This window comes from Streptomyces sp. NPDC003016, from assembly GCF_053591455.1.
Genome location: NZ_JBSFTV010000012.1, coordinates 1 through 13,121, shown reverse-complemented (window position 1 = coordinate 13,121; position 13,121 = coordinate 1). Strand labels below are relative to the sequence as shown.

The 13,121-nt window shown below is 69.2% G+C and carries 8 protein-coding genes and 1 pseudogene; 8 read left to right on the top strand and 1 reads right to left on the bottom strand.

Going from position 1 to position 13,121, the window contains the following annotated elements; genetic code table 11:
* Positions 1-449: 449 nt before the first annotated feature.
* The 8 genes from ACWDZ4_RS12535 (at position 450) to ACWDZ4_RS12500 (ending at position 12,279) form a co-directional block, all read left to right on the top strand.
* Positions 450-2,303, top strand: a complete 1,854-nt coding sequence (locus ACWDZ4_RS12535; protein ID WP_451508374.1) for a glycoside hydrolase family 15 protein — start codon at positions 450-452, stop codon at positions 2,301-2,303.
* A 54-nt stretch (positions 2,304-2,357) separates the two neighbouring features.
* Positions 2,358-4,076 carry a pyranose oxidase gene (locus tag ACWDZ4_RS12530; RefSeq protein WP_451508373.1) on the top strand — a complete coding sequence of 573 codons (1,719 nt, stop codon included), beginning with the start codon at positions 2,358-2,360 and terminating at the stop codon, positions 4,074-4,076.
* 36 nt (positions 4,077-4,112) lie between these two features.
* The gene (iolE, locus tag ACWDZ4_RS12525) at positions 4,113-5,054 is read left to right on the top strand and encodes a myo-inosose-2 dehydratase (RefSeq protein WP_451508372.1); all 942 of its coding nucleotides are present in this window, start codon (positions 4,113-4,115) and stop codon (positions 5,052-5,054) included.
* A 29-nt stretch (positions 5,055-5,083) separates the two neighbouring features.
* Positions 5,084-6,340, top strand: a complete 1,257-nt coding sequence (locus ACWDZ4_RS12520) for an FG-GAP repeat domain-containing protein (RefSeq protein ID WP_451508371.1) — start codon at positions 5,084-5,086, stop codon at positions 6,338-6,340.
* A gap of 272 nt (positions 6,341-6,612) precedes the next feature.
* Positions 6,613-8,799 (top strand): ABC transporter substrate-binding protein, encoded by a 2,187-nt coding sequence (locus ACWDZ4_RS12515; protein WP_451508370.1) that lies wholly within the window; start codon positions 6,613-6,615, stop codon positions 8,797-8,799.
* A gap of 21 nt (positions 8,800-8,820) precedes the next feature.
* Positions 8,821-10,158, top strand: coding sequence for a hypothetical protein (locus ACWDZ4_RS12510; protein WP_451508369.1), 1,338 nt, complete (start codon positions 8,821-8,823; stop codon positions 10,156-10,158).
* A 178-nt stretch (positions 10,159-10,336) separates the two neighbouring features.
* A complete protein-coding gene (locus tag ACWDZ4_RS12505) occupies positions 10,337-11,821 on the top strand; it encodes a molybdopterin-dependent oxidoreductase (protein WP_451508368.1) in 1,485 nt (494 codons plus the stop codon).
* A 233-nt stretch (positions 11,822-12,054) separates the two neighbouring features.
* Positions 12,055-12,279 (top strand): hypothetical protein, encoded by a 225-nt coding sequence (locus ACWDZ4_RS12500; RefSeq protein ID WP_451508367.1) that lies wholly within the window; start codon positions 12,055-12,057, stop codon positions 12,277-12,279.
* Between the two features lie 763 nt (positions 12,280-13,042).
* Here ACWDZ4_RS12500 and ACWDZ4_RS12495 read toward each other — a convergent pair.
* Positions 13,043-13,121: pseudogene (locus ACWDZ4_RS12495) on the bottom strand (adenylosuccinate synthetase); the annotation flags it as partial.

Below are 13,121 nucleotides of genomic sequence, written 5' to 3'. Positions count from 1 at the left end.
ACTTCAAAAGGCAACCTTCCGGGCAAGCCGTGCCGATGGCATATCCCGAATGGTGCGTGTCGATGACTTATGCGAAGTTGGAAGTGCCGCTCAGCCGGACACGAAAGACTGCTGCCGCATCTCAAGACCCCGCTGCGAGGGTTGAGGACGCAACAGCCCGTGCTCCGCAGAACGGTCCGCTGACGCCTGCGCGCCGCCTCGGAGACTCCAAGGCTCAACCGCACCTGTTCGGCGGAGACTCGGCGCGCACTGTCGTGCGCGTGCCGGGCGACATCCATCCGTGTGACGCGCCGACCCGGTGTCCGGGGTGCCTGAAAAGTGCCCACGGGGCCGGAAGCCCGCCTGGGCGCGGTGTGTCTGCTCCGGTGGTGGTGCACGTCGGTCCAGGCCGTTCGCCAGACGCGGTCCGGGCGCAGCGGTGTGCCCGCACCGGGTGAGGGAGTGACGCAATGGCTGGTGCCATCGAGGACTATGCCTTCATCGGTGATCTGCACTCCGGGGCGTTGGTGGGCCGTGACGGATCGATCGACTGGCTCTGTCTGCCCCGGTTCGACTCGCCGGCGTGCTTCGCCGCTCTGTTGCACGACGACAGTGCCGGCCGGTGGCTGCTGGCGCCGGCGGGCGCCGGGCCCGCGACGCGCCGCCGCTACCGGGAGGACACCCTGATCCTGGAGAGCGAGTGGCACACCGCTGAGGGCAGCGTCCGCGTCGTGGACTGCATGCCCTTGCGCGGAGAGGCGGCGGACATCGTGCGCATCGTGGAGGGCCTGAGCGGGCGCGTCACGATGCGGATGGATCTGCGGCTGCGCCCCGATTACGGGCGGATCATCCCCTGGGTGACCCACACCGGCGGCGGCCTGCGAGCCGTGGCCGGCCCCGATGCCTTCTGGCTGCACACCCCGGTGAAGGTGTACGGCGAGAACATGTCGACGCGGGCGGAGTTCACCGTCGAAGCCGGCCAGCAGGTCCCGTTCGTACTCACCCACAAGCCCTCGCACCTGGCCAGCCGCCCCAAGCCCGTCGATGCCGGGCCGGCTGTGGCGGACACCGAGCGGTTCTGGCGAAGCTGGATGAGCCGCTGCACCTACCAGGGGAAATGGAGCGACCCGGTACGGCGCTCCCTGCTCACCCTCAAGGGCCTGACCTACCAGCCCACCGGGGGAATCCTCGCAGCTGCCACCACCGCGCTGCCCGAGCAGATCGGCGGTCCACGGAACTGGGACTACCGATTCTGCTGGCTGCGCGATGCCACCTTCACCCTGCAGGCGCTGATCGGCACCGGTTACCTGGAAGAGGCGTCGGCCTGGCGCGAGTGGCTGCTGCGGGCGGTCGCCGGTAACCCCGCCGACCTGCAGATCATGTACGGGCTGGACGGGACCTGGCGGCTGCCCGAGTACGAACTGGACTGGCTGAACGGATACGAGAACTCGCGCCCCGTCCTGGTCGGCAACGCAGCCGCCGGGCAGTTCCAGCTGGATGTGTGGGGCGAGGTCCTGGAATGTTTCTACGTGGCCCGCGAGGCGGGGCTGCCCGCCAACGACGCCGCGTGGAACGTCCAGACGGCTCTGCTGGACTTCCTGGAGGGCAACTGGCGTGAGCCGGACGCCAGCCTGTGGGAAGTCCGCGGCGACTCACGTCACTTCGTGCACTCCAAGGTGATGGCGTGGGCCGGGCTGGACCGGGCCGTGCGTTCGGTGCTGCACCACGGCCGCTGGGGTCCGCTGGACCGCTGGGAGGACCTGCGCGACCGCCTGCACGCCGAAATCTGCGCCAAGGGCTACGACGCCGAACGCAACACGTTCACTCAGTTCTACGGATCGAAGGGCGTGGACGCGGCCCTGCTTCTGCTGCCCCGCGTCGGTTTCCTGCCCTGGGACGACCCGCGCGTGCGCGGCACCGTCGACACCGTGCGGCGTGAGCTGAGCGAGGACGGCTTCCTGCTGCGCTACCGGCCCGAAGCCGACGGCGGTGTGGACGGCCTGCCGGGCTCCGAGGCGACCTTCCTGGTCTGCACCTTCTGGCTGGCCGACGCCCTGCACGGCACGGGCCGTGGCCGTGAGGCGCTGGAGCTGTTCGAGAGGCTGCTGGACCTGCGCAACGACGTGGGCCTGCTCAGCGAGGAGTACGACCCCGTCACCGGCCGTCACCTCGGCAACACCCCACAGGCGTTCAGCATGGTCGGCCTCGTCAACACCGCGCTGTGGCTGAGCGGCTCCAGCGACATCACCTCCGTCGACGGCCAGTCCGCCCGCTCGGGCGTACGCGTCAACACCGACGGCCAAGGCAGCAGGCTGGGCAGTTGAGCCTCTTCCGCCGGACCGCGACTTCCCTGCTCACCTGACCGTGAAAGGACTCCCATGACCGACAACGACGTGCTCACCACCGAGTACGACGCCCTGATCATCGGCAGCGGCCCAGTCGGCTGCACCTTCGCCCGCAAACTGGTCGACGCAGGCCAGCATGTTCTGATGATCGACGCCGGCGCCCAGCTGTCCCCGCGCTACGGCGAACACCTCAAGAACAGCTACCTGTACCAGAAGAACATCGACCTGTTCGTCTCCGTCATCAAGGGCCACCTGCTGCCCCTGTCGACCGCGACCAACAAGGAGCCGGCCCTCACCCTGGACCCCTCGGCGTTCTCCTACGATCCGGACAAGTACGCCGGCTTCTCGATGCGCAACCAGAACCCGGAGCAGAAGAAGCACATCAACCTCCCCGCCGCCGCGGCGACGTACGCGGTGGGCGGCATGGCAACGCACTGGACATGCGCGGTGCCCCGCTTCCACGCCCAGGTCGAACGGCGCAACGGCGACGAGGAATACCCCATCGACGACAAGAAGATGGACGAACTGTACGACGAGGCCGAGACCCTGCTCGACCGGCGCACCTCGGTTTTCGCCTCCTCTGCCCGGCACCTGCTGGTCAAGCGGCTGCTGCAGCGGTCGGGGCAGGAGTTCGACGACGTCACCGAACTGCCGCTCGCGGTGCGCGAACGCGTCGACGCCGAGCGGACGTCCGCCGTCGAGTGGGCTGCGTCCGACACCGTCCTCGGTGACCTCGCGGAACCGCAGCACCGGCCGCCGACCGGCTCGTTCACGCTGCTGGCCGAGCACCAGTGCCTGCGGCTGGAGATCACCGGTGCGGGCCGGCGACAGAAGGTCGAGTACGCCGTCGTGCGCAACCTGCGCGATCTGCGCCAGGACATCCGCCTGCGCGCCCGCAACTACATCGTGGCCTGCGGCGCCGTGCCGACACCGCAGCTGCTGTTCAACTCCGGCGTCACCCTGCCCGCACTCGGCCGTTACCTGACCGAGCAGCCCATGTCCTTCTGCCAGGTGGTGCTCCAGCAGGATCACATGGACGGCATCGAGGCCACCCTGCGCGAGACCTGCGGCACCGACCAGGACGAGAACAAGCGGGCCGCGGCCGCTGCCGACCGCGTCGCCGACTACCGCACCGCCCAGCTCAAACGGCTCCACGGCGGCGACAAGACCGCCGACCCCGTGCCCTTCCCGCCCGCCGAGCGCGACCCGAACCTGGCGCTGCTGGTGACCGAACAGCGGCCCTGGCACTGCCAGGTCCACCGCGACGCCTTCACCTACGGCGCGGTGCCGCCCAACGTCGACCCCCGCCTCATCGTGGACCTGCGCTGGTTCGGCATCTCCCGGCCGCGTCCGGAGAACAAGCTCACCTTCTCCCGGAAGATCCGCGACACCTTCGACCTGCCGCAGCCCACCTTCCACTTCCGCCTCGACGAGGCCGAACGGAAGGCGACCGACCGCATGAACGAGCACATGCTGCGCACCGCCACCGCGCTCGGCGGGTTCATGCCCGGCTCCGAACCGGTCTTCCTCACCCCCGGTCTGCCGCTGCACATCGCCGGTACCACCCGCATGGGAGTCAGCGAGCTGGACAGCGTCGTCGACGAGTACTCCAAGGTGTGGAACATCGACAACCTCTACCTCGGCGGCAACGGCCTGCACCCCTTCGGCAACGCCTCCAACCCCACCCTCACCAGCGTCGCCATGGCCGTGCACGCGGCCAAGACCATCATCAGCGGCCACCCCGGCCACTGACCACACCCTCCTCCACCAGAAACGCAGGACCGCCACATGAGGGAACACACCACCCCCCGCCCGGACGGCATCCACCTGGGCATCACGCCCACCTGCTGGACCAACGACGACTTCCCGCTGATCGGACACGACATCCCGATGGAGCAGTGCCTCAGCGAGATCGCACTCGCGGGCTTCGACGGATGCAGCATCGGCCACAACTTCACCACCGACGTCGACGCGCTGATCGCAGCCATGCACCTGCGCGACCTCAGCGTGAGCGAACCCTGGGTGAGCACGTTCTTCACCGTGCCCGACGGCGCCGAACGCACCGCCCGCGACCTGCTGAAGGTGCTGGAGTTCCTGAAGGAGTTCAACGCCGGGGACCCGCCGGTGAAGACCACCACCATCGGCGTCGCCGAGTTCGGCCACTCCGTCCACCTCCAGTCGCTGAGCCTGCGCAGCAACAAGCCGGAGTTCACCGACGAACAGTGGGACGACCTGTGCCGCGGGCTGAACGAGATCGGGAAGATCACCGCCAGCCAGGGCTTCACCCTGGCCTACCACCCGCACATGGGCACCGGCGTGCAGAGCGAACAGGACGTCGACCGGCTCATGGCACACACCGATCCCAAGCGGGTCAGCCTGCTGCTGGACACCGGTCACCTCACCTGGGCCGGCGCCGACGTCACCGCAGTCATCGAACGCCACCGCGACCGCATCGCCCACGTGCACCTGAAGAACGTCCGCGGCAGCGTGCGCGCCGACCGCACCCTGGCGGCCGGCAGCTTCCGCGAGTACATCGAGTCGGGCATCTTCACCGTCCCCGGCGACACCGACGGCGAAATCGACTTCGACACGCTCCTCAAGACACTGCGCCCGGGCGACTCCTACCACGGCTGGCTGGTCGTGGAGGCCGAGCAGGACCCCCTGGGCGGACACCCGCCGCTCTACCACGCCCAGACCGCTCACGCCTACCTCGCCCAGGCCCTGGGCTGACCCGCCCCACCACCGACGGAAGGCACCCCATGGCCGCAGACACCCCCCTGAACATCCGCGCCCCCCGCTTCACCCGCGAGGTCGTGGCCGACCAGCTCAACGACGGTTACTGGGTGGAGGCACCCGACATCGACGGCGACACCCGGCCCGACCTGTTCGGCTACGGCCTGTCCCTCGGCGAGATCTACTGGTACCGCAACCCCGGCTGGCAGCGGCAGTTGGTGGCCGACGGCTTCCATATGCCCATCGGTGCCCACTGCGCCGACATCTCCGGCAACGGCCACCCCGACATCGTCGTCTGCTACGAGCTGTATGGCGCCGGAGGCCGCATCGACGACCCGGACCTCGAAGGCGGCAAGATCGACTGGATCGAGAACACCGGCAAATCAGACGCCGACGTGCGCTGGGAGCGTCACTACGTCGGCCGCGAGACGGGCATGCATCGCCTGCGGGTCGGCCACTTCACCCAGACCCGCAAACCCGAGATCATGGGTGTGCCCTGTGTGGGACCCAAGCACGTTCACGGCCTCATTCCGGTCGTGTTGTTCAGCCCCAACAACGACGTGCGCAAGCCGTGGGAAAAGCGCGTCGTGGACGACAGCCACTTCCGCATGATCCACGGCGCGGAGAAGCGGCAGAACCCTCTGCCCGGCTGCGAACACCTGGACTCGATCCTCCTTGCTTCGGAGGAGGGTGTGAACTGGCTGCACTACGACGAGCGTGAGGGCCGGTTCACCACCACCCACATTGGCTCCGGTGAACACTCCCAGTACGAGCAGACCGGCTTCAAAGGCAGCGGCGACGTGGGTGCCGGCCGTATCGGTGACGACCCGCACGCCTATGTGGCGGCCACCGAGCCGTTCCACGGCAACACTGTCGCCGTGTACGTGAAGGAGGAACCGGGCGCCCCGGTCCACGAGGCGTCCTGGCGCCGCGTCGTCCTCGACGTGTTCGGCGACCCCAACGAACTCGGCGAAGGACCCGGTCACCAGATCGTCTGCGCGGACTTCGACAACGACGGCGACGACGAGTTCCTCGTCGCCCTGCGCGGGCCGTGGCCCTGGCAGGGCGTCTTCTACTACAAGGCGCTCGACATCCAGGCCGGCATCTTCGCCAAATGGCGGGTGTCCTCCGACTCCACCGCGCGCATCGCGGTAGGGGACTTCAACGGAGACGGCCGACTCGACTTCGCCACCATCGCCTACAAGGTCGACAAGTACTTCGTCGCCCAGGAGGCAAAACTGTCCCTCTTCCGCAACCAGACGGACATGACCGGTCCCGCCTGAAACCACGCGACCGCACCGGACAGCCCCCGACAGGTACGGGCTGTCCGGTGCGGGCCGACCGTGCGTCATCACGCCACCGCAGAAGGGAGCCCCGCGCGGTGACAGACGAGGACCACGCCGGTGAACCCGATGAGGGCCCGGGCCGCGTCCCGAAGACGGCACCCGGGTGCGACCGGTCATCCACCGGCACCACTGCAGCCGGGTTGCGCCCGTGGTGGGGCCCACCCGCAAAGCGCCGTATCCTCGCTCTCCTCCTTCTGGCGGTCACCGTGGTGGCGGCGACCGTCCTGCCCCACCTGCTGCGCCCGTCCCCGGAACCGGTGTACGTGGCGCTGGTGACCAGCCACACCGGCCCCGGCGCCCCACGCGGCAAGGAGATCACCCGCGGGGTCCGCTTCCATCTCGACCGGGTCAACCGCACCGGAGGCGTGCACGGCCACCCGGTGCGTCTGCTCCTGTACGACGACCGGGCCGACCCGCGGGCGGCGCGGCGCGCGGCCGAGCGCATCGTCCGCGACGAACGGGTCGCGCTGGTCATCGGCAACACCACCAGTCCGACAGCCATGTCGGCGGCGCCCGTCTACGCCGCCGCACACGTCCCCTTCATCACGCCGACGGCCACGGCCGACGGCATCACCGCCGACCCCTGGTGCTTCCGCGCCACCTACACCAACTCCTACCAGGGCGGCTTCATCGCCGCGTACGCCCATGAGGTGCTCCGCGCGCGCAGCGCCACCGTGCTGTATGCCGCCACCGCCTACGGCCGCTCGCTCGCGGAAGGCTTCGGCCAGGCGTTCGCGGCCGGCGGGCGTGTCCACCGGTCCGTACCCCTCGACGGTGTCGTCGGCCCCCGTTTCGCCGGGCGACTGGAGCAGGCGCTGAAGGCGGTGCGCCAGGACGAGGGCAAGGGGCCGGTGATCCTGGCGATGCCCGAGGATCCTGCGCTCAGCACCCTGGCGTACCTGCGCTCGCGTGGCGTGACCAATGCCGTCATCGGCGGTGACGACCTGTCCAACGACCGCTTCGCCTCCGCGCTGGCCGGCTCGTCCCAGGAACGAGCGGAGCCCGGCTCGATGACCGGCCGCTTCTACACGGCCTCCCCGCAACTGGCCGACAGCCTCACCGGTGAGGGACTGAAGTGGGCAGCCGCCTACCGCGACCACTACGGCGCTCCTCCCTCCTGGAAGGCCATGTCCGGGCAGGCGGCCGCCGACCTCGCCGTGCACGCCCTGCGCGCCGCCAAGGCACCCCACGGCCACGTCACGCCCCGGCAGCGTACGGACGTCCGTGACGCCCTGGCCGCGCTGAACACCCCGGAGCGCAGCATCCCGGGCTTGACCGGGCGGATCTACTTCGACGCCACCCGGTCCCTGCACCGGCCGGTCAGTCTCGGCGTCGTGCAGGACGGCAGGGTCGTCTCGGCTCCCGTTCAGCTGACCGAGTACAGGCCCGTGGAGGGGCTGGACGTCAATGAGGAACTGGCTGCGGGCCACGCCGTGCGCTACCGGGACAAGGTGCTCGCCCGCCAGCAGGTCGTCCACACCGGCATCAACGTCAACCGGATCAGCGCCCTCGACACCCATGAGGGCACCTTCAAGGCGGACTTCTTCCTCTGGCTGCGCTACACCGGCAGCGACGACGCCGCGGCCGTCGATTTCGCCAACCTCGCCGACGACAAGTTCACGCTTCCCGCCCCTGTGCGCCAGTCCGTGAAAGACGGCGTCACCTACCGCCTCTACCAGATCGTCACCACCTTCAGCGCGCAACTCGACTTCCACCGCTTTCCATTCGACCGGCAGCACCTCGAGATCGTCGTCCAGAACCGGACGCAGCCCTCGTCCCGTGTCGTCTACGTGGTCGACCGCCCGCTCGTCACGCAGGACCGCGCAGAGGCGCTGCGCAGTGGCCGGGACGTGGAGGATTCCATCGACGGCCTGCCGAACTGGGCCGTGCACGATCTCGCCCTGTACACGGCGGCCGTCGGCTCCACCGCCCGCCTCGGCGACCCCGACCTCGCCCGTGGGCAGACCGGTGTCCACTTCGCCCAGTACGTCGCCGAGGTCACCGTGTCCCGCAACGTCGGCCCGTTCCTGGTGAAGAACCTACTGCCGCTGCTGCTCAGCGTCGCCGTCACCTACGCCACGCTCTTCTTCCCCCGCGACCCCCGCTACACCAGCACCCGCGTCTCCCTGGAGGTGACCGCCATGCTCAGCGCGGCCGTCCTGCTCACCAACGTGACCGGGTCCCTGCCGGACATCGGCTACTCGGTGGCCCTGGAATGGGCCTACTACGCCTTCATGTTCCTGGTGGGCACCTGCGTGTTCATCTCCCTGGCCGGAGCGTGGCTCCACGAACACGGGAACATCCGGGCGTGGAACCGGCTCGCACATGTCTCCCGCATCTACTACCCGCTGTTCTGCCTGGCCGTACTCCTCTCCTACGTCCTCCACTTCGGCTGAACCACTCACCGGGACCGCGCCGTGACAACCACCAAACCCGACTGCCCCACCCAGCGGCACCTGCACCAGGCCGCGCGGACCGTCGACCTCCTCGCCCTCGCCACAGCCCTACTGTTCGCCGTCGCTCTGTTCGTGGCCCTGCGCCACCCTGACGGGCTGGGCCTGGACCATCCCAGTGTGCGTCTCGGCCTCGTCACAGCACTCGGCCTGCTGCTGGTCCTGCTGGGCGGCCTGGCCGTCATCCGCCGGCTGCCCACCCACCGGTTGTGGCTGGCCAGCGCCTGGACCAGTGCCGTCCTGCTGACCGGCACCGCGGCCGTCTGGCACATCCAGGTCGCCGACACCTCGCACACCCTGACCCGGGGCACCATGGCCACCAGCCCCCACTCGGTCCAGGCGTACCTGGCCCGCCACATGCCCGCGGGCGCTCCGATGCTCACGGTTCCCACCGGAGTGTTCATCCAGGCACTGCGCTTCACCGGCGCCTACGACGTCGAGGTGAGCGGGTACCTCTGGCAGCGCTACGCCGACTCGCTCCCCGCCGACCTGGAGCGCGGCGTGGTACTGCCGGAGGCAGACGAGTCCTACCAACCGGAGAAGGTGTACGACTTCCGCCGCGACGGCGAGCAGATCGTCGGCTGGTACTTCCACGTGACTCTGCGCCAGACCTTCGACTACCACACCTACCCCCTTGATGAGCAGGACGTATGGCTGCGCCTGTGGCACCCCGACTTCCGGCAGCGCGCAGTGCTCGTGCCCGACCTCGCGGCCTACCCGCCATGGCGCCCTCAGGCCGCCTACGGCCTCGACTCCGGCTTCGTTCCCGGCAACTGGGACGTCAAGGCGACAGCCTTCAGCTACGACACCCCGCCCTACTCGGCCAACTTCGGTCAGGGCAGGCAGTACCGGAAGGAAGCCTTTCCCGAGCTGTACTTCAACATGCACATGGCCCGGGAGTTCGTCTCACCACTGTTCGGCAGGATCATCCCGCTGGTCTTCATCGCGATCCTCGTGTTCGCCTCTCTCTTCGTCACCACGAAAAACACACGGCGCTACCCTCTGGCCGGGTTCGACGGGCTGACTGTCGTCGAACTCGCGGCCGCGCTGCTGCTGGTCCTGACGGTCGACCACAACACGACGCGCCAGGAAACCGGTTCGCACGGCATCGCGTACATCGACTACCTCTACTTCTGCCTCTACTTCATGATCATCACCGTGGTGTGGAACTCCCTCCTGCTGTCGCGCGGCCCACGCCTCGCACTGGTCGAATGGCGGGACAACCTGGCACCCAAGCTCCTGTACTGGCCGACGCTCGCTTTCCTCACGTTCACCCTCACTGCTCTCGTGTTCCTGCTGTGAGACATCAGGTGCAGACGTCACGGGAACGGGCGCCTGCGGTCGCGGGACAGTGGCTGCCGTGCAACGGTGGATCTCCCGGCCGCAGGGCACAGGCGCCGAGCCCCGCGCGGAGAACCGCGCTGGTCGCACTCACCCGGACACCCGCTGGACACCCGCTGGACACAAGGACGAACCGGTCATGAACCACGCGCTGGACTTTCCCGCCTGGCTTCGGGCGACGCACTTTTTGAACTTCCTGTTCCTCACGCTCCTCATCCGCAGTGGACTGCAGATCCTCAGCGCCTCACCGCGGTTGTACCTCAACGACGACTGCCGTCCCGGCAGCGAGGTGCTGAAGTTCAGCCGCCGCAAGCTGCCCGAGGGCAGACTGTGGACCGCCGCCGACCTGGAGGAGACCTGGTCCCCCGTCATCGCCCTGCCGGGCCGGCCGCACGGTCTGGGTCTGGGCCGGCACTGGCACTTCGTGGCGGTACTGGGCTGGATCCTCACCGGAGCCGTCTACCTGGTCCTGCTCTTCGCCTCCGACGAATGGCGCCGCCTGGTGCCCACCAGTTGGGAGGTCTTCCCCGACGCGGTGCGCGCGCTGGGCGGTTACCTCACCGGTGACCCGCCGGCCGAGGGAGGCTCGTACAACGCGCTGCAGCAGCTGAGCTACTTCGCGATCGTCTTCATCGTCGCCCCGCTGCAGATCGCCACCGGCGCGGCGATGTCACCGGCGATCGACGCCCGGTTCCCGCGCTACGTGTGGGCGCTGGGCGGACGGCAACGGGCCCGGTTCCTGCACTTCGTCCTGATGGCCGTCTTCACCGTGTTCCTCGTGGTGCACGTCGTGATCGTCGCGGCGCACGGGCTGGGCCGGGAAATGGCCAAGATCGTGCTCGGCTCCGCCACGGCCGATCACACCCTGGCTTTGATCCTGGCGGGTGTCGGCGTGCTGGCCGTCATCGCGGTCAACGTCCTGGCCACCGTCGTCTCGACGCGCCGGCCGCAGGAAACGCGCCGTGCCCTCGGGGCACTGATCGCTCCCATGGAACACGGCATGACCCGCGCCATGCCGCCTTCGCCGCACGAACGCACCACACCGGTCTCCGCCTACCACTGGATCAACGGCCGCCCGCCCGTCGACGGGGACTACCGGCGCTGGCACGCGGGCGACTTCACCGACTGGCGGCTGCGCGTCGAGGGCCTGGTCACCGAAGCTCACGCGTTCAGCCTGGAGGAACTGCGGGCGATGCCCGCCGTGCAGCGGCGCAGCCTGCACCACTGCATCCAGGGCTGGTCCTCGATCGCGGACTGGCGGGGCGTGCCGGTCGCGGAGCTGCTGCAGCGGTGCCGACCGCTGCCGGAAGCCCGCTTCGCGGTCTTCTGGGGCATGGACGACAAGGCCCAGACCGAGTCATGGGGCGAGGGCCTGTTCTACGAGGCGGTGCGGCTGGACCTCCTGGCGGACTCCGGCGCGTTCATGGCGTACGAGATGAACGGGGCACCGCTCCCCGTGGAGTACGGCGCCCCACTGCGACTGCGTCTGGAGAACCAGCTCGGGTTCAAGATGGTGAAGTGGCTGGCCCGCATCGACATCGTCGCCGACGTGGCGGACGTGGGCGGCGGGAACGGCGGCTGGCGCGAGGACAACCAGCAGTTCGAGAACATCGTCGCCATCTGAGCACCGGTCCGGCCGTCCCGGCCGCCGGAACGGCCCCCGCTCAGCTTGTCCTCCCACCTCGGTGTGCGGTGAGGCTGCTTCGAAGCGGTGCCGCCGTGACATTGCCCGAGCCGGCGACGTGGTCCGGACATGATCACGTAGAGCTGCGACGACGACACTTCCGAGGACGACGTCCCCTGCTACGCCTGGTCCGCGTGCCGGCGGCCGAACATGCGCGACGCGGTGAGAACGGCTTGCCGGTGGTCGTGGACCGGTTGCGCCAGTATCTGGCCGAGCAACTGCCCGACCAGCTGGAATGGGAGATCGTCCCCGACCGGGAACGGACCGTCGAGCACGCCGCGTCCAGCGCCCTGCGCGACGCCCACGACGACCTGATCACCCCGTTCGAGCGGGCACTGATGCCGCTGCGCCAAGACGGGGCCGACGCGCTCGGTCCGCGGGCGAAGAGGAACGCGTAGAAGTACACCGTCAGATCCGCCGTCTGCGGCGCGACCACCGCCAGATCCGAGCGCACCGGGGCGATCTGACGGCCCGCCAAGGGCGCGGGCATCATCACCGCACGCCTCCCGGTGACGATAAGCAGGCGAGTGCTCCGGCCTGCGCAGAACATGCGAGGGGGGATGAAGAGGCCGTAGAAGGCGAGGAGGTCACCGGACGGGCCAGGTGTGCAGGCAAGGCGAAGAATCGCAGTCTCAGAGAAACGTCCTCATTGCGGGCAGTGCTTGGGCAGGAGAATGTGGTCAGCCACGAGAGCGTTGTGCACGTCGCCTGCCAGAGCCTGAACGGGGGCTGCAGCGAGGGCTCCAGCGGCGCCTGCGGTTCGTTGGGCGGGCCCCGTCCGGGCCGGGCACCTTCGACCACGCCGCGGCGGAGTACCTGGGGATCGCCATCCGCACCACCCCGGAGCGAACGCGTCCGTGGGGGCCGGGTGACCGTGGCGCTGATTCTCGACGCGCTACGCGGCTTTCCCGGCGTACGGACGCCCTGCGCCGACATGCGTGGAAAACCGCAGTCGAGGAGCTGCCCACCGGCAGTCCGGCGGGCGCACGGGCCGGGCTGGTCGGTTCCGGGGCCATCGCCCGGCGGGGCGCCGAGCTGGTGCGTGTCTTCGGGGCGGAGGTGCGGGTCTTCGGGTCACCACGCTTGACCACGGGGCGCGCCGCCGGCTGGCCCGGGTCGCGCGTGGGGCCCCTGGCCGAACTGCTGAGCGGCTGCGACGTGGGTCAGACCGTTGACCCGCGTCGCGTACCGCGCGATCGGGGCGTCGAACCAGCCGCAGCGGCGGTCGCGGCCGGTGGTG

Excerpts from the sequence above, each read along its gene's own strand:
- ACWDZ4_RS12535 (WP_451508374.1), top strand. The coding sequence starts at position 450 with ATGGCTGGTGCCATCGAGGACTATGCCTTCATCGGTGATCTGCACTCC.
- ACWDZ4_RS12530 (WP_451508373.1), top strand. The coding sequence starts at position 2,358 with ATGACCGACAACGACGTGCTCACCACCGAGTACGACGCCCTGATCATC.
- iolE (WP_451508372.1), top strand. The coding sequence starts at position 4,113 with ATGAGGGAACACACCACCCCCCGCCCGGACGGCATCCACCTGGGCATC.
- ACWDZ4_RS12520 (WP_451508371.1), top strand. The coding sequence starts at position 5,084 with ATGGCCGCAGACACCCCCCTGAACATCCGCGCCCCCCGCTTCACCCGC.
- ACWDZ4_RS12505 (WP_451508368.1), top strand. The coding sequence starts at position 10,337 with ATGAACCACGCGCTGGACTTTCCCGCCTGGCTTCGGGCGACGCACTTT.